Raw genomic sequence first — 21,082 nt, forward strand, 5'->3', positions numbered from 1 at the left:
TGCGACAGGATCAGCGGGAGTAGAACTCGATGACGAGGTTCGGCTCCATCTGCACCGGGTAGGGCACCTCGGACAGGCTGGGGATGCGGGTGACGCGGGCGGTCATCTTGGCGTGGTCGGCCTCGATGTAGTCCGGCACGTCGCGCTCGGGGAGCTGGGTCGCCACGATGACGATCTCGAGCTGACGGGACGACTCCTTGACCTCGACGAGGTCGCCGGCCTTCACCTGATAGCTCGGGATGTTGACGCGGACGCCGTTCACCTTGACGTGCCCGTGGTTGACGAACTGGCGCGCAGCGAACGGGGTCGCGACGAACTTCGCCCGGTAGACCACGGCGTCGAGGCGGCGCTCGAGGAGGCCGACGAGGTTCTCGCCGGAATCGCCGCGCAGGCGGATCGCCTCGGCGTAGTAGCGGCGGAACTGCTTCTCGGTGATGTTGCCGTAATAGCCCTTGAGCTTCTGCTTGGCGCGCAGCTGCGTGCCGAAGTCGCTCATCTTGCCCTTGCGGCGCTGGCCGTGCTGGCCGGGGCCGTACTCGCGGCGGTTGACGGGGCTCTTCGGGCGGCCCCAGATGTTCTGGCCCATGCGGCGGTCGAGCTTGTGCTTGGCCTGAATCCGCTTCGACATGTTTCGCGTCCTCTCGTGACGAGAATGAGGAACGCGCCCTCCTTTTCCCGGACAGGATGTCCGGGACGACAGGGCAGGAGGATCCCGCCCACGGGTGCGCGTGAAAACGCGAGGGGGCTCCGCCCGGAGCCCCCTCGACGGGCGGGTCTTTAGGGGACGGGGGCGCTGCGGTCAACCATGGACAGTCGGATCGACGAGGCAGTGACAGTCCGGCGCGGTGGGTCCGCGGACGTGGCGGCGATCCGGACGCTGGTGAGGGCGGCCTACACCAAGTGGATCCCGGTGATCGGCCGCCTGCCGATTCCCATGCAGGCGGATTACGCGCAGGCGGTGCGGGACCACCGCTTCGACCTGCTGCTGGCCGACACGGTCCTCGCCGGCCTGATCGAGACGAAGGCCGAGGTCGACCACCTGCTGGTCGTCAACGTGGCGGTTCATCCGGCCTTCCAGGGCCAGGGCTTCGGCAGCCGGCTGATGGGACGGGCCGACGCCGTCGCGGCCGAGGCCGGGCTGGCGCGGCTGCGCCTCTACACCAACAGGAAGTACACGGCGAACCTGCGCCTCTACGGCGCGCTCGGTTACCGGGTGGAGCGGGAGGCGCCCTATGACGGACCGGGCCGGACCCGCGACGACGACGTCACCGTGCACATGGTGAAGGACTTAGTTTGAGAAATCGGCGCCGGCCCTGCCGTCATCGCGAGCGCAGCGAAGCGACCCAGGGTGGCGCGCCGCCGTAGAGCGTGGCGCCTCTGGATTGCTTCGCTGCGCTCGCAAAGACGGCCTGTCGCCCCGGCGCGGACCGGAGGCCCGGTCTCCCGGCCCCCCTCAGGTCACCACGCTCGGCTCAGGCCTTCCGGTGCGGGGCTCGATCTCGGCGATCGCGCCGGCGGCCGCCGCCACCGGGGCCAGCACCTCGGCCACCGGCAGGTCGAGCCGGTCCGGCGCGTTCTCGTAGCGCTCCAGATAGACCCGCAGCGTCGCCCCGGCGGTGCCGGTGCCCGACAGCCGGAACACCGCCCGCGCGTCCTCGGCGAAGCCGATCCGGATGCCCTGGCGCTCGGTGAGCGAGCCGTCAACCGGGTCGCGATAGGCGAACTCGTCGGCCGTCGACACCGTGAGGTCGCCGATCCGGGTGCCCGGCAGCCCGGCGAGCTTGTCACGGAGCGCGTCCATCAGGCCGTTGGCGGCGTCCGAATCCACCTCCTCGTAATCGTGGCGGGCGTAGTAGTCGCGCCCGTAGGTCCGCCAATGTGCCCGCACCAGCGCGTCGGCACGCTCGCCGGTGGCCGCCAGGATGTTGAGCCAGAGCAGCACCGCCCAGAGGCCGTCCTTCTCGCGGACGTGGTTCGAGCCGGTGCCGGCGCTCTCCTCGCCGCACAGGGTGATCAGCCCGGCATCGAGAAGATTCCCGAAGAACTTCCAGCCGGTGGGGGTCTCGTAGGCCGCGATGCCGAGGGCGGCCGCGACCCGGTCGGCGGCGCGGCTCGTGGGCATGGAGCGCGCGACCCCCGCGAGACCGCCCGCGTAGCCGGGCGCCCGGTGGGCGTGGGCGGCGAGCAGCGCGAGGCTGTCGCTCGGCGTCACGAACAGGCCCGGGGCCACGATCATGTTGCGGTCGCCGTCGCCGTCGGACGCCGCGCCGAAATCCGGCGCGGCGGGGCCCTGCATCAGGTCGAACAGGTCGTGGCAGTGGACCGGGTTGGGATCGGGGTGGTGGCCGCCGAAATCCTCCTTCGGCACGGCGTTGACCACCGTGCCGGCGGGGGCGCCGAGCATCCCCTCGAGGATCGCCGTCGCGTACGGCCCCGTCACCGCGCTCATGGCGTCGAAGCGCATGCGGAAGCCGGAGGCGAACAGGCGCGACACCGCGTCGAAGTCGATGAGCGTGCGCATCAGCTCGGCGTAGTCGGCCACCGGGTCGATCACCGTGACCGTCATGGCGCCGAGCCGGGTCTCGCCCAGCGTGTCGAGGTCGAGGTCGGGGGCCTCAACGAGGCGGTATTCCGTGATCGCCTTGGCGCGCGCGAAGATCGCGTCGGTGAGGGATTCCGGCGCCGGGCCGCCGTTGGCGGCGTTGAACTTGATGCCGAAATCGCCGTCCGGCCCGCCCGGGTTGTGGCTCGCCGACAGGATGATGCCGCCGAGCGCCTTGGCCTTCCGGATGACGCAGGAGGCGGCCGGCGTCGAGAGCAGGCCGCCGCGCCCGACCAGGACCCGGCCGAAGCCGTTGCCGGCGGCGAGGCGCAGGGTCTTCTGCACGACCTCGCGGTTGAGGAAGCGGCCGTCGCCGCCGAGCACCAGGGTGGCCCCAGCCTTGTCGGGCAGGGTGTCGAAGATCGCCTGGACGAAGTTCTCGACGTAGTTCGGCTGCCGGAACACCGGCACCTTCTTGCGCAGGCCGGAGGTGCCCGGCTTCTGGTCGGGGAAGGGCGTGGTGGCGACGGTCGTCGGGGTCGTCATAAGCGGGCGTCTCCCGGGCTCTCCCGCCTCAATGCCCGCGCGGAGGCGCGGCGTCACCAGCCCCGGCGACAGGGGCGGACTTTTTTTACGGCGTTTCGGGGGATCAGACGACGGAACCGTCTTTGCGAGCGGAGCGAAGCAATCCAGCGGCGCCGCGCTCACCGGGGTCGCGCGGCCCTGGGTCGCTTCGCTACGCTCGCGATGACGGCAGGATCGAAGCGTACCGCACCGCTACTCCGCCGCCTGCCGGGCCGCGTAGCCCAGCCGCTCGTTCAGCGCGCGGATCAGCTTGGCGGCTGCCTCCGCGATCACCGTGCCGGGCGGGAAGATCGCCGCCGCGCCCGCCGCCGTCAGCGCCGCGTAGTCGCCCGGCGGGATCACGCCGCCGATGGCGATCATCACGTCGTCCCGGCCCTGCTCGGTCAGCGCCGCCTTCAGCTCCGGCACCAGGGTCAGGTGGCCGGCGGCGAGCGACGAGACGCCGACGATGTGCACGTCGTTCTCCACCGCCTGGCGGGCGGCCTCCGCCGGCGTGGCGAAGAGCGGCCCGATATCCACGTCGAAGCCGAGATCCGCGAAGGCCGAGGCGATCACCTTCTGGCCGCGATCGTGCCCGTCCTGGCCCATCTTGGCGACCAGGATGCGCGGCCGGCGGCCGTCATTCTCCTCGAACGCCTCGACCAGCGCCCGGACTTCCTCGACCACTGGCGACATGCCCCCCACCTCGCGCTTGTAGACGCCGGAGATCGAGCGGATCTCGGCGCGGTGCCGGCCCCAGGCCTTCTCCAGGGCCTCGGAAATCTCGCCCACCGTCGCCTTGGCGCGGGCCGCCTCGACGGCGAGTTCCAGCAGGTTGCCGGCGCCGTCGGCGGCCTTCGTGAGCGCGTCGAGCCGGGCCGACACCGCGGCCTCGTCGCGCTCGGCGCGCAGGCGCTTGAGCTTGTCGATCTGGAGCCGGCGGACGTTGCCGTTGTCGACCCGCAGCAGCTCGATCGCCATCTCGTCGTCGGCGCGGAACTTGTTGATGCCCACAATGGTCTGACGGCCGGAATCGATCCGCGCCTGGGCGCGGGCGGCGGCCTCCTCGATGCGGAGCTTCGGGATGCCGGCCTCGATCGCCTTGGCCATGCCGCCGAGCCCGTCGACCTCGCGGATGTGCTCCCAGGCGCGCGCCACCATGTCGGCGGTGAGCTTCTCCACGTAGTAGGAGCCGCCCCAGGGATCGACGATCCGGGTGGTGCCGCTCTCCTGCTGGAGGAACAGCTGGGTGTTGCGGGCGATCCGGGCCGAGAAGTCGGTGGGGAGCGCCAGGGCCTCGTCCAGCGCGTTGGTGTGGAGCGACTGCGTGCCCCCTTGAGTCGCCGCCATCGCCTCGATGTTGGTGCGGGTGACGTTGTTGAACACGTCCTGCGCGGTGAGCGACCAGCCCGAGGTCTGCGAGTGGGTGCGCAGGGCCAGGGACTTCTCGGACTTCGGATCGAACCCCTTCACGAGCTTCGCCCAGATCAGGCGCGCGGCCCGCATCTTGGCGACCTCCATGAAGAAGTTGGTCGAGATCGCCCAGAAGAACGACAGGCGCGGGGCGAACTGGTCGATGGTCAGCCCGGCCGCCAGCCCCGCCTTGATGTACTCGACGCCGTCGGCCAGCGTGTAGGCGAGTTCCAGGTCGTTCGTCGCCCCGGCCTCCTGCATGTGGTAGCCGGAGATCGAGATCGAGTTGAACTTCGGCATGTTCTTCGACGTGTAGGCGAAGATGTCCGAGATGATCCGCATCGATCCCTTGGGGGGATAGATGTAGGTGTTGCGGACCATGAACTCCTTGAGGATGTCGTTCTGGATCGTGCCGGCGAGCTTCTGCGGCGGCACGCCCTGCTCCTCGGCGGCGACGATGTAGAGGGCGAGGATCGGCAGCACGGCGCCGTTCATCGTCATCGACACGGTCATCTCGTCGAGGGGAATCCCTGAGAACAGCGTGCGCATGTCGTAGATCGAGTCGATCGCCACGCCCGCCATGCCGACATCGCCCGAGACGCGGGGATGGTCGGAATCGTAGCCGCGGTGGGTGGCGAGGTCGAAGGCCACCGACAGGCCCTTCTGCCCGGCCGCGAGGTTGCGGCGGTAGAAGGCGTTCGAATCCTCGGCCGTGGAGAAGCCGGCATATTGCCGGATCGTCCAGGGCTGGGTGACGTACATGGTCGGGTAGGGGCCGCGCAGGAACGGCGCGATCCCCGGATAGGTGTCGAGGAACTCGATGCCCGCCCGGTCCTCCGGCCCGTAATGGCCCTTCACCGGGATGCCCTCCGGGGTCATCCAGGGCTCGGCCAGCGCCGGAGCCGCGACCGCGAGGGATTCGCCGGAGAACGGGATTTCGGCGAAGTTCGGGATGCGGGAGGTCATGGCGCTGACTCGTTGTGGCGTTTGTCACGCCATTATAGAGACGCGCTCGGAGCGGGCTACTCCCCCTGTGGTCGAGCCTTCGACGGGTGCTATCCGCCGCGCCCTTTCCCGGACAGGTGGAGCGAAGCGGAACCTGATCCGGGATCCAGCAGGGGAAGCGCCGCGAAGCGGCACTGAATGATGACGCTTCGCGATGTCTTGCGCTCGATCCCGGGTCGCATTCCGCTGGCGCTCCATGCGCCCGGGAAAAGGGCTGCGTGAAACGATATCCCTCAGCGCCCTTCCGCAACCCCGTCCTTCCTGCGCCCGCCCCGCAGCAGGTAGACCACCGCCCCCGCCAGCATCAGCGCCATCCCGTACCACGTGAGTGCGTAGACGAGGTGGTTGTTGGGGAAGGCGACCACCGTGAGGCCGCCCACCGGCAGGCCGCCGGGATTGGGCGTCGCGTCGGCATCGACGAAGTAGGGGGCGACGTCAGCGAGGCCCCGCGCCGCCGCGATCCCCGCGACGTCGCGGGAATACCAGCGGTCGTCCTTCGGGTCATTGGAGCGCAGGAAGGCGCCCTTCGGCTCGGTCAGCCGAAGGAGGCCGGTGACCGTCGCTTCGCCCGCGACCTGCCCGTCCCCCCGGGTCGCCGGATCCCGCCGGGCGCCGGGCACGAAGCCGCGGTTGACCAGCACGAGGGACCCGTCGGGACGGCGCAGGGGCGTCAGCACCCAGAAGCCGCCGCCCAGCTCGGTGACGGCCTGAACCAGGGTCTCGCGATCGTGCAGGAAGGTGCCCGCGAGCCGGACGTGCCGGTAGGCGTCGTCGGGGCCGACGCGCGCCCACGCGGCGGGACCGGGGGCCGGCACGGGCGGGGCGTGGACCCGGGCCTCGACCCGGGCGATCAGGTCGAGCTTCCAGGCCCGCCGCTCCACCTGCCAAGTTCCGAGCCCCAGGAGCACGACGAAGACCAGGCCCGCGCCGACGCCGAACACGGCGCGCCGCAGCAACGAGAGCGGGGCCGGGGAGGGGCTCAGGCCCCCCGCCGACCCCGCGGGCCTCGTCTCCGGACGCGCGCTCAGCGGGCGTTGTTCATGACGTCGTGGGCATCCATCGGCATCATGTTGTGGTTGAGGTGGTACATGACCCACACCGAGCCGGCGAGCATGATCACCACCAGCGTGATGGTGAAGATCAGCGCCATGAAGGTCCAGCCGCCCTCCGACTTCGTGCTCATGTGCAGGAAGTAGATGACGTGCACGACCATCTGGACGCCGCCGAGCGCCAGGATGACCAGGGTGGTGACGAGGCTGTTGTCGAGGACGTTGCCCATCACCAGCCAGAACGGGATCACCGTCAGGATCACCGACAGGACGAAGCCCGTCATGTAGCTCTGGAAGCTGCCGTGCCCGCCCTCGCTGTGGGCGTGGGCGTCGTGCGTGTCCTGACCGTGGCCGGTGAGGTGGCGTGCGTCGGCGCTCATTCGAGCACTCCCATCAGGTAGACGACGGTGAAGACGCCGATCCAGATCAGGTCGAGGAAGTGCCAGAACATCGACAGGCACATCAGCCGGCGCTTGTTCTCGACGATCAGGCCGCGCTTGCTGACCTGCACCATCAGCACGACGAGCCACAGGATGCCCATGGAGACGTGCAGTCCGTGGGTTCCGACCAGGGTGTAGAACGAGGACAGGAACGCGCTGCGCCAGGGCGGCGCGCCCTCGTGGAACAGGTGGACGAACTCCCGGATCTCCAGGGCCACGAAGGCGACGCCGAACAGGCCGGTGATGGCGAGCCAGATCTGCGTCTGCCTCACCCGGTCCCGGTCCATCTCCAGCATCGCGAAGCCGTAGGTGATGGACGAGAACAGCAGCATGGCGGTGTTCACCGCGATGCCCGGCAGGTCGAACAGCTCCTTCGGGGTGGGGCCGGCCGCGTAGCTGCGCCCGAGCACCCCGTAGGTCGCGAACAGGGTCGCGAAGATGAGGCAGTCGCTCATCAGGTAGAGCCAGAACCCGAGCATGGTCGAGCCCTCGGAATGATGGCCCTCCTCGTCGGTCTGGTAGAAGACCGGCGCCGCGGCGCCGGGGGGTGCAGTCTCCGCGTGCATCATCGGATCACGCCATCTCCAGTTCGCGCGTCCGCTGACCTTCCGTCCGACTGACGACGTCGGCGGGAATGTAGTAGTCGCGATTGTAATTAAAGGTGTGGGCGATCGCCACGACGAAGATCGCCACGAAGCTGAGGATCGCCAGCCACCAGACGTACCAGATCATGGCGATGCCGAAGGCGAAGTTCAGGCCCGCCAGGATCGCGCCGGTCGCGGTGTTCTTGGGCATGTGGATCGGCTTGTAGCCCTTGAGCGGGCGGTCGAAGCCACGGTTCTTCATGTCCCACCACGCGTCGGAATCGTGGACCACCGGCGTGAAGGCGAAGTTGTAGTCCGGCGGCGGCGAGGAGGTGGACCACTCGAGGGTCCGGCCGCCCCACGGGTCGCCGCTGAGGTCGCGCAGCTTGTCGCGGTTCCGGATCGAGACCACGAACATGATGATCTGCGAGGCGATGCCGCAGGCGATGAGCGCCGCGCCGATGGCCGCGATCACGAACCAGATCTGCAGCGACGGGTCGTCGAAATGCTGCATGCGCCGGGTCACGCCCATCAGGCCGAGCACGTAGAGCGGCATGAAGGCGACGTAGAACCCGGTGACCCAGAACACGAGGGCGACCTTCCCCCAGAACTCGTCGAGCTTGAAGCCGAAGGCCTTCGGGAACCAGAAGGTCACGCCGGCGAACATGCCGAACAGCACGCCGCCGATGATTACGTTGTGGAAGTGCGCGATCAGGAACAGCGAGTTGTGCAGCACGAAGTCGGCCGGAGGCACGGCCAAGAGGACGCCGGTCATGCCGCCGATCACGAAGGTGACGATGAACGCCACCACCCAGAGCATCGGCACCTCGAACCGGATCCGGCCGCGGTACATGGTGAACATCCAGTTGAAGATCTTCGCGCCCGTCGGGATCGAGATGATCATGGTCGTGATCCCGAAGAACGAGTTCACGTCCGCACCCGAGCCCATCGTGAAGAAGTGGTGCAGCCACACGAGGTAGGCGAGGATGGTGATGACCACCAGTGCGTAGACCATCGAGGTGTAGCCGAACAGGCGCTTGCCGCAGAAGGTCGAAGTGATCTCCGAGAACACGCCGAAGGCCGGCAGGATCAGGATGTAGACCTCCGGGTGACCCCAGATCCAGATCAGGTTGAAGTACAGCATGGCGTTGCCGCCGAGGTCGTTCGTGAAGAAATGCGTGCCGACGTAGCGGTCGAGCGACAGCATCGCGAGAACGGCCGTGAGGATCGGGAAGGCGGCCACGATCAGGATGTTGGTGCACAGCGACGACCAGACGAAGATCGGCAGCTTCATCATGGTCATGCCGGGCGCCCGCATCTTCACGATGGTGGCGATCAGGTTGATGCCCGAGAGCAGCGTCCCGATGCCGGCGATCTGCAGCGCCCAGATGTAGTAGTCGACGCCGACGCCGGGGCTCATGGAGGCCTCCGAGAGCGGCGGGTAGGCGAGCCAGGTGGCGCGGGAGAACTCGCCGACGAACAGCGAGACCATCACCAGCATGCCGCCGGCCACCGTCATCCAGAAGCTGAAGTTGTTCAGGAACGGGAAGGCGACGTCGCGGGCGCCGATCTGCAGCGGCACGGCGAAGTTCATGAGCCCCGTGACGAACGGCATCGCCACGAAGAAGATCATGATCATGCCGTGGGCGGTGAAGATCTGGTCGTAGTGGTGCGGCGGCAGGAAGCCCTGTTCCGAGCCGAACGCCACGGCCTGCTGCGAGCGCATCAGGATCGCGTCGGCGAAGCCGCGCAGCAGCATCACGCCCGCGAAGATGCAGTACATGATGCCGATCTTCTTGTGGTCGATCGACGTGATCCAGTCACGCCACATCGTCCCCCAGAAACGGTAGTAGGTGATGACGCCGAGCACGGCGAGGCCGACCACGGCGACCCCGGCGAACGTCGCCTGCAGGATCGGCTCATGGTAGGGGATCTGCTCGATCGTAAATCGACCGAAGAGCAGTTGCTGGAGGTCCAGGTTTGCGAACATGGGATCGGCCCGTTCAGTGGGTTCGACGGCGACCGCCGGTCTCGTGCGTGGGTTCCGCTCTCACGGCGAGCGGCTTGCGTGGTTGAATGGCGTCATTGGTTCAGTTGCTTGGGAGCGATCTGGTCGCCCTCGCTCCGGCCCTGGCCGGAGCCCGCGCCCTCGGGCGATGTCCGCCCCCGGACGTCGGGGTTGCCCATGTCGGGCCGCGGCTTCATGCCCTGCGGCTGCGTTTGGCCGTGCGGTCCCGTCCCCGAGGCCGGGACCGTCGCGCCGGGTCCCTCGACGCCGCGGTCGGCGAGCCGGTTGTCGTATTGCAGCCGCCGGTAGTTCTCGGCAGCCTCCGCGCCGGAGGCGCCGCCCTGCGCGTCGATCTTGGCCATCTCGCCGACGCACATCTGGTCCGGCCGCGGGCACATGCCGATGATCCGGTCGAAGAGCCCCTTCATGTAGGCCTTGTAGAGCCGCGCCGGCTCGGCCTCGCTCGGCTCCTCGAGCTTCAGGTAGGCCTCCTGGCTCAGCTCGCCGCCCTCGGCCTTGGCCTTGGCGATCCACTGGTCGAACTTGTCGTTGGTCAGGCCGTGGAACTTGAAGAACATGTTGGAGAAGCCGGCGCCGCTGTAATGGGCCGAGCGGCCCTCGTAGGCGCCCTCGCGGTTGATCACCGCGTGGAGCTGCGTCTGCATGCCCGGCATCGCGTAGACCATGCCGGCGAGGGTCGGCACGTAGAACGTGTTCATCACGTCGGTGGCGGTGATCTTGAAGCGGATCGGCCGGTCCACCGGCGCGGCCAGCTCGTTGACCGTGGCGATCCCGTATTGCGGGTAGAGGAACAGCCACTTCCAATCCATGGCCACCGCCTCGACCTCCAGCGGCACCGTGCCCGCCGGGACGTCGCGCTTGGGGTCGATCTTGCTGAGCGGCCGGAACGGATCTAGGGTGTGGGTCCCGATCCAGGTGAGGGCGCCCAGCGCGATGATGATCATCAGCGGCGCCGTCCAGATCAGCACCTCGAGTTGCGTCGAGTGGTGCCATTCCGGATCGTAGACCGCATCCTGGTTGCCGGCGCGGTAGCGCCACGCGAAGATCAGCGTGAAGGCGATCACCGGGACGATGATCAGAAGCATCAGCCCGGTGGCCGCCAGCACGAGGTTGCGCTGCTGCTCGGCCACGTAACCGGCCGGGTGCAGGACGACGAAGTTGCAGCCGCCCAGCAGCGTCAGGAGCGGCAGGGCGAGGAGCGGCAGGAGGCGGCGTCCGCTTGCGCCCCGAGGGCGCGCGGTCTCGGTCCTGTCGGGTCGATCGGTCGTGGAGGTCACAGCACGCGTCTCGTCATCCCACGCCGCTCGCGCGGCACTTTTGCCAGGCCGCTCGCGCGGCACTTTTGCCAAGCCGCTGCCGCGGCGCTTCTGCCGTGCCGCACGAGGCGGCGACCCTGTCAGCCAAGGGTGGGCGGCCAGCCTGCGCCGCCCGCCACAGCCGTCACATCTGACGCATTTCCGAGCGGTCGGTGAACAGGGCCACGAGGCTGCAGACCGCGCCGGACAGGAGATAGACCCCGATCATCGCCAACCCGTAGCGCTGCGACAGGAACAGCGCGACGAGCGGGGCGAACCCGGCCCCGAGCAGCCATGCGAAGTCCGAGGTCAGCGCCGCGCCGGTGTAGCGGTAGCGGTTGCCGAGGCGGGCGCTCACCGCACCCGCGGTCTGGCCGTAGGCGAGGCCGAGCAGCATGAAGCCGATCGTGACGTAGATCGTCTGGCCGATGGCGCTCTCGCCGAACAGGAGCGGCGCGATGATGCTGCCGACGGCGAAGAAGCCGATCAGCGAGCTGCTCATGATCAAGGAGTTGCGGCGGCCGATCTGGTCGGCGATCAGGCCGGAGGCCGCCACCGCGCCGGCGCACACGATGGCGCCCGAGAACTGGACGATCAGGAACTCGCCCGGCGAGCGGGTGGTGGTGTTGAGCGCCAGCCACGCGATCGGGAAGATCGTCACGAGATGGAACAGCGCGAAGGCGGCGAGCGGCACGAAGGCGCCGCGGATCACGTCGCCGGCGTGGTGGCGGAACAGCTCCAGGGCCGGGACCGGGCGCAGCCGGTCGAGGTCCATCATCCGGGCGAACTCGTCGGTGGCGACGAGGCGCAGCCGGGCGAACAGGGCGACCACGTTGATGGTGAAGGCGCAGTAGAACGGGAAGCGCCAGCCCCAGTCGATGAAGTCGGCCTCGTCGAGGTTGACGATGAAGAAGGCGAACAGGGCGCTGGCTACCATGAAGCCCAGCGGCGCGCCGAGCTGCGGGATCATCGCGTACCAGCCGCGCCGCTCCCGCGGGGCGTTCATGGCGAGGAGCGAGGCGAGGCCGTCCCAGGCGCCGCCCAGCGCGAGGCCCTGCAGGATCCGCAGGCCGGCGAGGATGTAGACCGCCGAGATGCCGATGCTGTCGTAGCGCGGCAGGAAGCTCACCGCCGCCGTCGACCCGCCGAGCAGGAACAGCGCCGTGGTCAGCTTGACGCTGCGCCCGTGGCGGCGGTCGATCGCCATGAACAGCACGGTGCCGACCGGCCGGGCGATGAAGGCGAGGGCGAAGATCGCGAAGGCGTAGAGCGTGCCCTTCAGGGGGTCGACGAAGGGGAAGAACACCTTCGGGAAGACGAGCACGCAGGCGATGCCGAACACGAAGAAGTCGAAGTATTCGGACGCGCGTCCGATCACCACGCCGATGGCGATCTCGTTGGGATGAACCTTGTGGTCCCCCATCGCCTGCTGGGCGTCGCGCTCCAGGGTCGTGGCCGAGGCCATGGGTGTGTTCGAACTCATTGTTGGCTGCCGCCCTCGCCGCGCGTCCCTTGGGTCGCCTTGGCCGGAACCGCCTCATGCGGCATGTCCAGAGGTATCGCAACCGGCTCCGGACGCAAGTTCACCCACTGACGCATGCATAGCAACACGGGGTCGCGGACCGTGGGCGACGGAGCGGCGCGCGCCGCTCACACCCGGTAATGCGCGGAATTCCGTGACAGGTTGATGTTGTAATAGGGATCGGCGCGCAGCTCCGGCCCCCAGCGGTCCAGCATGGTCAGGACCTCGCCCTCGAAGCGCTTCTGCTTCTCCGGGGTGTCCTCCGCCCCGCGGCTCTTCGACTCGTGGTGGATCAGCGTGGCGAAGGGCGTCCAGATGATACGATAGCCGGCCCGGCGGACCTTCAGGCACAGGTCGACGTCGTTGAAGGCGACCTTCAGGGCCTGCGCGTCGAACCCGCCGACCTCCGTGAAAACCTGCGCGCGCATCGCCAGGCACGCCCCGGTGACCGCCGAGACCTCGTGGGCGATGACCATGCGGCAGAAATAGCCGGGATCGGTGTCCGCGGCACCGAGATGGCTGTGGCCGGCCACGCCCCCGATCCCCAGCACGATTCCGCCGTGCTGGATCGTCCGGTCAGGGTAGAGCAGCTTCGCCCCCACGGCGCCGATTTCCGGCCGCACCGCGTGGCGGACCAGCTCGGCGAGCCAGCCGGGCTCGAGCACCTCGATGTCGTTGTTGAGGAACAGGAGCACCGCGCCGGTGGCCGCGGCGGCGCCGCGGTTCGACAGGTCCGAGAAGTTGAAGGCGCCGGGCACCGGCACGACGCGCACCCGCGGATCGTCCCGGTAGCGGGCGAACAGGGCCGCGGTCTCGGGCTCGCAGCTGTCGTTGTCGACGATGATCACCTCGATGTCGGGGTAGTCGGTCGAGCCGAGCAGCCCGTCGAGGGTCACCGCCAGGATCTCGGCCCGGTCCCGGGTCGGGATGATCGCGGAGACCCGCGGCGGCGGCGCCGGCAGCGGCCGGATCAGGCGGTTGAAGCCGCCGGGACCGCGCTCCGCCCGGCCGCCAAAGGGGGCCACGACCTCCTCCAGGGCGCGCAGGCGCGCGGCCTCCGCCCGGGCGAGGGACCGGTCCGAGAAGGTACCGGAGCCCTGCGCGGCGCGCCAGTGATAGAGCACCCGCGGGATGTGGCGGATGCGGCCGGGGTCGAGCCCGTCGGTCAGCCGCAGCAGCAGGTCGTGGTCCTGGCTGCCCTCGAAGCCCGGGCGCAGGCCTCCGACGGCGCGAAGGGCCTCGGTGCGCACGACCGTGAGATGATTGATGTAGTTCTGCGCGTAGAGAAGCTCGCGGTCGAAGCACGCCTTGAAGTGCGGGTCGAACCGGCGGCCGCGCCCGTCGATCTTGTCCTCGTCGCTGTAGATCAGCACGAGGTCCGGATCGCGGCGCAGCGCCCGGGCGACCTCGTAGAGGGCGTCGTCGGTGAGGGCGTCGTCGTGGTCCATGAAGGCGCAGACCGCGCCCCGGGCCATGCCTAGCGCGTCGTTGGTCGCCCGGGCGATGTGGCCGTTCTCCGCCCGGGTGAGGATGCGGATCCGCGGGTCGGCCTCGGCGGCGCGGGCCAGGATCCGCGGGATTTCGGGGCGCGTCGAGGCGTCGTCGACGGCGCACAATTCCCAGTGGGGATAGAGCTGCCCGCGCAGCGACGCGAGGGCCGCCCGCAGCACCTTCGGGTCGGGATCGTGGACCGGCATCAGCACGGAGATCAGGGGCGGATCGGTCCAGGCGGCGATCTCGGCGGCGATCCCGTCCCGCTCGGCGCGACGCAGGGCGTGGGTGCCGAGCCAGGCCTCGTAGCCGCTCACGCGCCGGTGGCGCAGCGCCCGGCCGAGGTAGCCCCGCGCGCGCACCTTCTTGCCGAGGAGCCGCCAGTACAGGGCCTGCACGGTCAGGCCGGGATCGCGCAGGAGGCCGCGTGCGGCCAGGATCGGCCGGGCGAGCCTGCGCACGGCGATCCGGCGCAGCCGGACCGGGACCCGCCCGGCCGGGTCGGCCACGCGCAGCTCGACGACGTCCTCGGGCAGGCAGCCGATCCACGCGAAGGCGCCCCCACCGCGGGGCTCCTGGGGCAGCAGCGAGCCCGGACGCCCGTCGGCGCCGACGAAGCTGAGATCCGGGACGGTGTCGCGGCCCTCGGCGGGGTCATTGGACAGGACGATCTCGACCCAGCGGCCCGCGAGTTCCGGAAGCGGGACGCGCAGCCCGTCGGAGCCCGCCCGGGCCGTCAGGGCGCGCCCCTTGCGCCAGAGCCCCGTGAGCTGCGTCGGCGGAAGGCGGGGTTCGGACACGGCCGGCCCGGTCGAACGCACCATCAGCTCCAGCTCTTGTCGACCGAGGCCTTCACGGCGTCCGACATAGCAACGTCGAACACGATCATGTCCTCGACCGCCTTGACGGACGTCAGGCGCTCGGCGAGCGCCAGCGTCTCGGCCGGCACCGGGGGCAGGGCCGGAATCGGCGTGCCGATACCCAGGCGGTCGAACAGCGTCGACGCGAAGGCGGGAAACCGGGTCTTGTGTCCGACGATCCCGACCCGGGCGAGAATCTCGATCGCCGCGATGGAGTTGCCCGGATGCAGCCGGTCGTCCGGCATGCGGGTCCCGAGCTGGCGGGTCAGCGGATTGTAGAGCAGGCGGTAGGCGGGCTCCGGCAGCATGCGGAAGAAGCGCTTGAGGCTCTTCACGTCGGAGAAGTCGTAGCCCTCCGCGAAGGCGGCGGCCTCGGCGAGCGAGCCGAGGCGCCAGCTGCGCGCCGGATCGGCGGCATCGGCCGCCCGGGCCTTCAGCCAGCGCATCCGGGTCGCCATCTCGATCTGCGGCTCCTGCAGCAGGATCGCCGTGATCATCAGATCCGGCGTCATGAAGTTCTCGTAGCGCGGGACGGTGATGGCCCCCGAGAGGAAGGCCGACGGCGCGGCCGGGCCGGTCAGCACGCAGCTCAGGATCTCGTCCGGAAGCTTGTGGATGCCGAAGTAGCAATGCTGGAAATGCGGGAAGAGTGCCGTCTGCAGGACGCTCTCGGGCTCGATGCCGGTGTTGATCAGCATGGTCCGCAGCCGCACCCGTCCCTCGCTCGGCACGCGGCGGTAGACCAGCACGTTGGTGTCGGCATCGTAGAGTTCGAGCCGCGGGATCTCGGGCAGCCCGGGCACCTCTGCCTCCGTGACCACGAAGGTGCACTGCCCGGTGGCGTGCCAGCCGTTGCGCTTGAACGCCTCGTCGGTGACGCTGGCCGGGACCTCAGCCACGCGTCGTCCGTCGACCGCGACCACGACCCGGCTGATGGCGAGGGGATTGTCCGGCACGATCCAGCCGCGGATCGAAAGGCCCTGATCGTGGTCGATGAAGTAGCGCATGTCCCGAAGCGTGAGGCGGCGGCGTACCGGCGCCCCGTGTCCGCCCTGTGTCGCGGCACGGCCGGATGCCGAGCGGCAGGGCCATAGCGCATTTTTCCGCCGGCGTGCACCAGGGCGGCGTCGGCCGGCTGGACGCCGTCGATCCGGCCCGTCCCGCGCAGGTTCCGCTTGCGCCCTCGCCGAGCAGCGGCTATAGGCCCCGCCCACCGGAGCACGCATGGCTCCGGCCCGGGCGCGTAGCTCAGCGGGAGAGCACTACCTTGACATGGTAGGGGTCACAGGTTCGATCCCTGTCGCGCCCACCATCTAATCTATTGAGGTTGGATGGTTTTTTGACTGGAAACGGCCGTTTGCTTAGGTCTCCCAGGTTCAGCGAACCTGAGACGTGTCCAGCGAGCCTCACCGGCAGGTTCGCGTGGCCATCCCCCCAACCGTTTTCGAACCACGTGAAGCCGCCGAAATCTCCGAGCTGGAGATCGATGCGGCGGTCGATACGGTGCCGGCCGACCTCGCCACCGAATCGTACCCGCTCGCGAAGTGCTGGACCCTCGACCTTGTCGAGACCGTCCGGGCGAATACCCACGCGGACGAGGCGCTGACCACCGACAAGCCGGCGTGGAAGTGGCCCATGATCCGGACCGCGATCCTGCTGGCGCATTCGGTGAACGGATGAGCTTCGTCGAGTACGACCCGGTCGCAGAGGCCGTCGAGTTGCTGCGCGTATGCGGGCACTCCGTCGAACCGGACGGCGATTTCGAGCATTGGCGGATCGATGGTGGCGAGCGGATTTCGCTGGAGCATCTCCTGGGGCTCGCGCTTCGGCTCGGCCTCACAGAGGGTCCCAGTCGGTTGCAGTAGGCCGGCAAGATGCCGAAGGCCCCATCACCTGGAGGCGCCCAGCCGCGCTTGGATAGCCGCCCGCGCGTCCTGGTCGCGCTGACGTCCGAGCCATCGACCGCAACCGAGATCGCCGAGCGCGCCGGCCTGACCGGCCGGGAGCGGTCCCTGCATGCGACTCGCGCCCTGATGCGCCTGAAGGCCGACGGCTTGGCGGTCAGCGAGACGCACCGGAATTTCACGCGTTGGCGCTCCGCGGCGGCACCTCTCGCTTCCGCACGATCCGAGCGCGATCCCGAAGCGTGACCTCGTGTGCCGGCCATTCCAGGCAGGCGGCCTCGAACGCAACGATCGCCATGGACAGCGGATAGATCGTCGCGAGGTGCAGCTCGACGTTGCCGCCGGTCTTGCGCCAGACCTCGATCGTGTAAGGCACGCCCGGCGGTACCGGAGGGTTCTTCTCGGCGGGCGGCGGCAGTGTGATCGCGGCGAGGCAGAGGTGCTCGTATTTCCGCGCGGACGGCGCTCCAGGCGGCCGTTGGTAGCGGCACGAGGCTGTCAGGTGGCGCAGGACGTCGAGCGTGGAGATGTCGGCCCCGTAGCGACCGATCAGGCTGGCGACGGTGTATCGCCCAGAGCGCTTGCAAGAAGCGCAGTCGACGTACACCCGACCGGGCGCTGCATCACCCAGGCGCCCCATTCTGGCGGCCTCCGTTCGCGAACGAATGAGGAACAAACCTGAGGAGATCACGCCCCGCAAGGTGCGGCCGGCAGCGTTCTTCGCGACCAGTGGACGAATGTGAATGGAAGCCGATTTCGGCTGTCAGACCATCGGCTTGTGCGAAAAGTGCGGTTGGCTCAGAGCAGTCCGTCCATCGGGCCGCCGGTTAGCGTCTTGGCGACCATCACGGCGCCGACTTTTTTTGGCCAGTCCGCCGCAGGTCTGCGCGGGTGCGGCGGCTTACGTGGAATGGCCCAAGATGCATCGCGAGGGGGGATACTAGCACCTTCCCCAACCCAACTGGCGCTCCACCGTGACAACCTGTTTGCGGCAGGATGTTGATCTGCCGCAAACGGAGCTAACGCCCGCGAGACACGGGCCTGGCGTGCTCGGACAGGCGCTCGATCTGGTCGCGCCAAGAGGCAACGGCGGGCGAGAGGTCTTACATCATGCGGTCATTCTGCCGAGGCCGGCCGCAAAGCAGTCGGTTCCCAGGGCTGCCTCTCAATAAACCGAGACAGTCGCGGCACGGCGAAGCAGTACGCTCCGCGTCGATTTATGCAGATAAACTCTCGCTCTGCTCGCTGGTCAACGCGATCACCCTCTCGGCCCCGCCCCGACCTGCTCAGGCGGCGGCGGAGCGTCCGATCTCACCAGCGCGTGTGAGCCGAGCCGATACGCAACGCGGTTCGCTGGCAGGATGGCCGGGAGCGACGGTCGCAGCCCAACCAAGCGAAACCGAAACTTAAGCTTACCGGCCCACCTTCCCTGTCTCGTCCCGACTACCGGTGTCATCCATGACCCTTGCTTTATTAGCCGCCCTGGTTGCTGGGGCGATGTGTCTTGGGATGATCTCTGTACTCGTGCCGCTTCAGCGCCGGCAGGAAGAGGTCGAGTTGGCAAATCTTGACGAAGACGACTTCTTCGACATCGGCGGTCCCATCATCGATTTGCAGGTTACGCGCTAGACGCGCGTCCCGCGAATTTACCGTTCGTCGGTCGGTTGGCAGGGCATGACAAGCCCGCACCAGCGGACCGGGCAGGTCAAAGCGGAGGTGCGCCGTGGACCCTCAACCTTTCACTATTGCTACCGAGGCTGAAGCGCAGACATATCTGGCCGATCTCCTCAAGAACCCAAAAAATCGGTTCATGAACGAGATCGCGAGACACTGCGCCCTGCGGGTCCGCAACCCGAAGATCAAGGCGTTCTTTCTGACCGAAGGCGCCACAATGCTCGCAGAGATGAAGGCGTAGGGCCGAAACAAGAAAGCCCGCACCGGCGAACCGGGCGGGTGAAGTGGCAAACAGTCCAAAAAAGCCCCACCGGGCGGTGAGGCGAAACGATACGTAGGTTTCGACTGTCGATTAGAAGACGGTGCGACGGCGTGTCGTCGGCCGCCTAGCACGTATCGAAAAAAGCCCGCCGCAGCGCTGGGCCGGGCGGACTGAGCTATCGGAGGTTTGAGGTCGGTTACTTACCGCTTGGCGCTGCCCCGCTGCCGGTGGCGCCATTACCGCTGCTACCGGATCCAGCCGGCGCGCCAGAAGTGGAGGTGTTTCCGTTGGGCGTGGACTGCGCGGTAGCTATCCCGGCGCTGCTGGCAATGAGCGCGAGGGCGAGAAGGGCTGACTGAACGCTTCGGCTGGTCATGGCACTCTCAGGTCACAGTAATCCGGCACATGCCGGTATGGCCTGACCAACTGTGGATGAGGGCCGGCGTTCCAGTCGGTACCCTGGGTGATTAAGTCCCACCGACCCGCCTTCGCCATCCAGCCTCGTAGTTCTGCACGCCGTCGCGAAACAGGTTGCCAGAGGCAACGGCTCCGCTAACCTTCTCCCATGCGCACAGCCGTCGCCTTCCTCGCTCTCGTCGCTGCCGGTGGGGCGCAGGCTCAGCAGCAGCTTCCGACCGTCCCCGAGCTGCTGACCGCTGAGGTGAAGGCTGCGCAGGCCTGTGAGGGCTCTGGAGATCCGGCCATCCTCAGGGAGCAGTGCCGGCTCCGCGATCGGCTCAGCGGCCGCCTTGCTCAGGCCGGCTACTGTTACGGCCGGAAGGGACAGGCTGAGGGAAAGATGGAGTGGCACGCCTGCCAGCCGGACTCGATCTACGAGGACGACATCGAGGCGGTGCAGCGCTGAGGCCTACTCGACCGCTCCAAGATGGCGCGTCGACACGCCGCTGAAGTGTTTTGGGTTCAGCGGGCAGCCGGGATGCGCCCGGCGGGGCGAAAGCGACAGGTGCCGTTCCAGGCCGTAGGAGCCGAGGAGCGAGATCCGACCATGGCAGATCGGGCAGCGCTTGATTGCGTTGCGGTGAAGCAGTTGCGCCTCTTTCAGGCCAAGTGCGTTCCACACGCCATCCACGTTCACTTCGCAACTTTGGATAGAGGTCGCCATACCGGATCATGGCCAATGGTCTGGCGATCCGATAGGCCGCACCGGTTACACATCACCTCCGCTCGGCGCCGCCCCGATCTGCTCACGGGCGGGTGGGGTGTCATCGATCCGAGCCGCTGAGTAGCTTTTCGACCATGGCCATGCCGGCGGCTTGGGCTTTTGCTTCGGTCGGATAGCTACGGTCGGAGCGCTGAGCCAGCTTGCCGTGCTTGCGGATCGCGAAGTTGTAGGCGCCGCCCTCTTCCTTCGGAGGGATAACCTCCAGCGTGTAGGGGTGGATGTTCGTCTCACTGTCGCTCATGGCCAAGTCATGCCACGCTCGCTCAGCAGGGCCAAGGCTGATCTGTCGCCCAATCGGCTCACGGGGCGGGGGAACGTCCGATTTCAGCCGCATCTGGCCGAGCGCCCTACTGATCCGTAATTTCGATGCTGGCCCGCGCTCGCATCACGAGTTTCCCGTCTTGGTCGTAAGCTCGGGCGCTGCACTCGGTCGCACCATCGATCGCGCTTTCGTCGCGAAGGATCGCCGCCAGCGTCTCTCGAAGCATGACGCGCAAAGCCCTGGGGTCGGATAGCTCGACGCCCTCGTCGTCATCGATCTCGATGCCTTTGGCTGTGCTGATGAAGTAGCGCGGCATCGACACCTCCTTGGTCAGGCCCCCTACACTGCAAACCGAAGACATCGCCAACGGTTCTCCGCAGCCTGCGCCGGTATTCCAGGCACGAAAAGCCCGCGCCGGCGGACCGGGCGACCCTTCCCAGATTCGAATCTCTGGGGATCTAAGGCCGAATCTATGCGCAGCGTAGCGGGGCAGCGGAAATGAGGAAGCCCCGAGCGGCGGTGCCGGCGGGGCCGAGGTGATCTAGGTGAATGTCGAGGCCCGGTTTAATGACAGGTGGCAGCGGGATCCAAGACTCTGACTCGAAACGCGCCTCGGCTGAGTCCGAGCCCACGGCTCATCGGGTGGACCGGCTCAGCGGCCCGCCAGCCCGACCTTCGCCAGCACGATTCCTCCGAACGCCAGCAGCGCCGCCGACGCGAGTCCCCAGCGGATTTGGACTTGCCTCAAGAAAGTGGTTCTCCCGCACTTTGCGTGGAACGGTCGCGGTGACGGGGATGCCACGGGCTGGTTCACCAGGGGGATGATCCTGTCCTCATCCCTGCCGGGCTGCGCCATCGAGCGCGTCATCCGGAGCGACGGTCGTCTTGTCGTCTTCGCCCATGCGCGGCGTGTGCATGGGCGTTGCCCGACCTGTGGCACGACCAGCTCTGCCGTTCACAGCCGCCATGAACGCCGCTCGGCCGATCTGCCGAGCATCGGTCA

The 21,082-nt window shown here is 68.2% G+C and carries 21 protein-coding genes, 1 tRNA gene and 1 pseudogene; 8 read left to right on the top strand and 15 right to left on the bottom strand.

All coding sequences use genetic code 11. The features are described 5' to 3' along the window. Positions 1-10 precede the first annotated feature (10 nt). Positions 11-628, bottom strand: coding sequence for a 30S ribosomal protein S4 (gene rpsD / locus ACXJKQ_RS07705; protein WP_457105176.1), 618 nt, complete (start codon positions 626-628; stop codon positions 11-13). 177 nt (positions 629-805) lie between these two features. Between rpsD and ACXJKQ_RS07710 the strand changes: the two genes are divergently transcribed. After that, a complete protein-coding gene (locus ACXJKQ_RS07710; protein WP_457105177.1) occupies positions 806-1,297 on the top strand; it encodes a GNAT family N-acetyltransferase in 492 nt (163 codons plus the stop codon). Between the two features lie 156 nt (positions 1,298-1,453). On the opposite strand, the gene ACXJKQ_RS07715 is transcribed toward ACXJKQ_RS07710, so the two are convergent. From ACXJKQ_RS07715 to ACXJKQ_RS07760, 10 genes are all read right to left on the bottom strand, one after another. Beyond that, on the bottom strand, positions 1,454-3,088 hold the full coding sequence (locus tag ACXJKQ_RS07715) for an alpha-D-glucose phosphate-specific phosphoglucomutase (RefSeq protein ID WP_457105178.1): 1,635 nt from the start codon (positions 3,086-3,088) through the stop codon (positions 1,454-1,456). 231 nt (positions 3,089-3,319) lie between these two features. Then, positions 3,320-5,485, bottom strand: coding sequence for a methylmalonyl-CoA mutase (gene scpA, locus ACXJKQ_RS07720; protein WP_457105179.1), 2,166 nt, complete (start codon positions 5,483-5,485; stop codon positions 3,320-3,322). Positions 5,486-5,757: 272 nt separating this feature from the next. Beyond that, positions 5,758-6,480: an SURF1 family protein gene (locus ACXJKQ_RS07725; protein ID WP_457105180.1), complete on the bottom strand. Its 723-nt coding sequence runs from the start codon at positions 6,478-6,480 to the stop codon at positions 5,758-5,760. A gap of 68 nt (positions 6,481-6,548) precedes the next feature. Next, positions 6,549-6,953, bottom strand: a complete 405-nt coding sequence (gene cyoD, locus ACXJKQ_RS07730) for a cytochrome o ubiquinol oxidase subunit IV (RefSeq protein ID WP_457105181.1) — start codon at positions 6,951-6,953, stop codon at positions 6,549-6,551. Then, entirely contained in the window at positions 6,950-7,582 is a 633-nt protein-coding gene (cyoC, locus tag ACXJKQ_RS07735; protein WP_457105182.1) for a cytochrome o ubiquinol oxidase subunit III, read from the bottom strand. The genes cyoD and cyoC overlap by 4 nt, the downstream gene beginning before the upstream one ends. Positions 7,583-7,586: 4 nt before the next feature. Next, entirely contained in the window at positions 7,587-9,587 is a 2,001-nt protein-coding gene (gene cyoB / locus ACXJKQ_RS07740) for a cytochrome o ubiquinol oxidase subunit I (protein WP_457105183.1), read from the bottom strand. Between the two features lie 92 nt (positions 9,588-9,679). After that, positions 9,680-10,903, bottom strand: a complete 1,224-nt coding sequence (cyoA, locus tag ACXJKQ_RS07745) for a ubiquinol oxidase subunit II (RefSeq protein ID WP_457105184.1) — start codon at positions 10,901-10,903, stop codon at positions 9,680-9,682. A 163-nt stretch (positions 10,904-11,066) separates the two neighbouring features. Further along, positions 11,067-12,404: an MFS transporter gene (locus ACXJKQ_RS07750; protein WP_457105185.1), complete on the bottom strand. Its 1,338-nt coding sequence runs from the start codon at positions 12,402-12,404 to the stop codon at positions 11,067-11,069. A gap of 167 nt (positions 12,405-12,571) precedes the next feature. Beyond that, complete coding sequence (locus tag ACXJKQ_RS07755) at positions 12,572-14,758, bottom strand: glycosyltransferase family 2 protein (protein ID WP_457105186.1); 2,187 nt, start codon at positions 14,756-14,758, stop codon at positions 12,572-12,574. Then, positions 14,758-15,801 (bottom strand): hypothetical protein, encoded by a 1,044-nt coding sequence (locus ACXJKQ_RS07760; RefSeq protein ID WP_457105187.1) that lies wholly within the window; start codon positions 15,799-15,801, stop codon positions 14,758-14,760. The genes ACXJKQ_RS07755 and ACXJKQ_RS07760 overlap by 1 nt, the downstream gene beginning before the upstream one ends. A 230-nt stretch (positions 15,802-16,031) precedes the next feature. Between ACXJKQ_RS07760 and ACXJKQ_RS07765 the strand changes: the two genes are divergently transcribed. The 3 genes from ACXJKQ_RS07765 (at position 16,032) to ACXJKQ_RS07775 (ending at position 16,659) form a co-directional block, all read left to right on the top strand. Then, positions 16,032-16,106, top strand: a tRNA-Val gene (locus ACXJKQ_RS07765). Between the two features lie 110 nt (positions 16,107-16,216). After that, entirely contained in the window at positions 16,217-16,474 is a 258-nt protein-coding gene (locus ACXJKQ_RS07770) for a hypothetical protein (RefSeq protein ID WP_457105188.1), read from the top strand. Further along, on the top strand, positions 16,471-16,659 hold the full coding sequence (locus ACXJKQ_RS07775) for a hypothetical protein (RefSeq protein ID WP_457105189.1): 189 nt from the start codon (positions 16,471-16,473) through the stop codon (positions 16,657-16,659). Before ACXJKQ_RS07770 ends, ACXJKQ_RS07775 begins: the two co-directional genes overlap by 4 nt. A gap of 217 nt (positions 16,660-16,876) precedes the next feature. Here ACXJKQ_RS07775 and ACXJKQ_RS07780 read toward each other — a convergent pair whose 3' ends face one another. After that, the gene (locus ACXJKQ_RS07780) at positions 16,877-17,338 is read right to left on the bottom strand and encodes a hypothetical protein (protein WP_457105190.1); all 462 of its coding nucleotides are present in this window, start codon (positions 17,336-17,338) and stop codon (positions 16,877-16,879) included. Between the two features lie 818 nt (positions 17,339-18,156). On the opposite strand from ACXJKQ_RS07780, the gene ACXJKQ_RS07785 reads away from it, so the two are divergent. The 3 genes from ACXJKQ_RS07785 (at position 18,157) to ACXJKQ_RS07795 (ending at position 19,499) form a co-directional block, all read left to right on the top strand. Further along, a complete protein-coding gene (locus tag ACXJKQ_RS07785; protein ID WP_457105191.1) occupies positions 18,157-18,327 on the top strand; it encodes a hypothetical protein in 171 nt (56 codons plus the stop codon). Between the two features lie 94 nt (positions 18,328-18,421). Continuing rightward, positions 18,422-18,613, top strand: coding sequence for a hypothetical protein (locus tag ACXJKQ_RS07790; RefSeq protein WP_457105192.1), 192 nt, complete (start codon positions 18,422-18,424; stop codon positions 18,611-18,613). Between the two features lie 586 nt (positions 18,614-19,199). Further along, on the top strand, positions 19,200-19,499 hold the full coding sequence (locus ACXJKQ_RS07795) for a hypothetical protein (protein WP_457105193.1): 300 nt from the start codon (positions 19,200-19,202) through the stop codon (positions 19,497-19,499). A gap of 3 nt (positions 19,500-19,502) precedes the next feature. Here the strand turns inward: ACXJKQ_RS07795 and ACXJKQ_RS07800 are convergent, their stop codons facing one another. The 3 genes from ACXJKQ_RS07800 to ACXJKQ_RS07810 all read right to left on the bottom strand — a co-directional run bounded on the left by ACXJKQ_RS07800 (position 19,503) and on the right by ACXJKQ_RS07810 (position 20,395). Next, positions 19,503-19,757 carry a hypothetical protein gene (locus tag ACXJKQ_RS07800; protein WP_457105194.1) on the bottom strand — a complete coding sequence of 85 codons (255 nt, stop codon included), beginning with the start codon at positions 19,755-19,757 and terminating at the stop codon, positions 19,503-19,505. Positions 19,758-19,857: 100 nt separating this feature from the next. Continuing rightward, positions 19,858-20,058 carry a hypothetical protein gene (locus tag ACXJKQ_RS07805; protein ID WP_457105195.1) on the bottom strand — a complete coding sequence of 67 codons (201 nt, stop codon included), beginning with the start codon at positions 20,056-20,058 and terminating at the stop codon, positions 19,858-19,860. A gap of 106 nt (positions 20,059-20,164) precedes the next feature. Beyond that, entirely contained in the window at positions 20,165-20,395 is a 231-nt protein-coding gene (locus tag ACXJKQ_RS07810; RefSeq protein ID WP_457105196.1) for a DUF6894 family protein, read from the bottom strand. A 505-nt stretch (positions 20,396-20,900) separates the two neighbouring features. Between ACXJKQ_RS07810 and ACXJKQ_RS07815 the strand changes: the two are divergent. Beyond that, a pseudogene (locus tag ACXJKQ_RS07815) lies at positions 20,901-21,082 on the top strand (ISL3 family transposase); the annotation flags it as partial.

Source organism: Methylobacterium sp. P5_C11, from assembly GCF_054049775.1.

Excerpts from the sequence above, each read along its gene's own strand:
- rpsD (WP_457105176.1), bottom strand. The coding sequence starts at position 628 with ATGTCGAAGCGGATTCAGGCCAAGCACAAGCTCGACCGCCGCATGGGC.
- ACXJKQ_RS07710 (WP_457105177.1), top strand. The coding sequence starts at position 806 with ATGGACAGTCGGATCGACGAGGCAGTGACAGTCCGGCGCGGTGGGTCC.
- ACXJKQ_RS07715 (WP_457105178.1), bottom strand. The coding sequence starts at position 3,088 with ATGACGACCCCGACGACCGTCGCCACCACGCCCTTCCCCGACCAGAAG.
- scpA (WP_457105179.1), bottom strand. The coding sequence starts at position 5,485 with ATGACCTCCCGCATCCCGAACTTCGCCGAAATCCCGTTCTCCGGCGAA.
- cyoD (WP_457105181.1), bottom strand. The coding sequence starts at position 6,953 with ATGAGCGCCGACGCACGCCACCTCACCGGCCACGGTCAGGACACGCAC.
- cyoC (WP_457105182.1), bottom strand. The coding sequence starts at position 7,582 with ATGATGCACGCGGAGACTGCACCCCCCGGCGCCGCGGCGCCGGTCTTC.
- cyoB (WP_457105183.1), bottom strand. The coding sequence starts at position 9,587 with ATGTTCGCAAACCTGGACCTCCAGCAACTGCTCTTCGGTCGATTTACG.
- ACXJKQ_RS07750 (WP_457105185.1), bottom strand. The coding sequence starts at position 12,404 with ATGAGTTCGAACACACCCATGGCCTCGGCCACGACCCTGGAGCGCGAC.
- ACXJKQ_RS07755 (WP_457105186.1), bottom strand. The coding sequence starts at position 14,758 with ATGGTGCGTTCGACCGGGCCGGCCGTGTCCGAACCCCGCCTTCCGCCG.
- ACXJKQ_RS07760 (WP_457105187.1), bottom strand. The coding sequence starts at position 15,801 with ATGCGCTACTTCATCGACCACGATCAGGGCCTTTCGATCCGCGGCTGG.
- ACXJKQ_RS07775 (WP_457105189.1), top strand. The coding sequence starts at position 16,471 with ATGAGCTTCGTCGAGTACGACCCGGTCGCAGAGGCCGTCGAGTTGCTG.
- ACXJKQ_RS07780 (WP_457105190.1), bottom strand. The coding sequence starts at position 17,338 with ATGGGGCGCCTGGGTGATGCAGCGCCCGGTCGGGTGTACGTCGACTGC.
- ACXJKQ_RS07785 (WP_457105191.1), top strand. The coding sequence starts at position 18,157 with ATGACCCTTGCTTTATTAGCCGCCCTGGTTGCTGGGGCGATGTGTCTT.
- ACXJKQ_RS07795 (WP_457105193.1), top strand. The coding sequence starts at position 19,200 with ATGCGCACAGCCGTCGCCTTCCTCGCTCTCGTCGCTGCCGGTGGGGCG.
- ACXJKQ_RS07800 (WP_457105194.1), bottom strand. The coding sequence starts at position 19,757 with ATGGCGACCTCTATCCAAAGTTGCGAAGTGAACGTGGATGGCGTGTGG.
- ACXJKQ_RS07805 (WP_457105195.1), bottom strand. The coding sequence starts at position 20,058 with ATGAGCGACAGTGAGACGAACATCCACCCCTACACGCTGGAGGTTATC.
- ACXJKQ_RS07810 (WP_457105196.1), bottom strand. The coding sequence starts at position 20,395 with ATGCCGCGCTACTTCATCAGCACAGCCAAAGGCATCGAGATCGATGAC.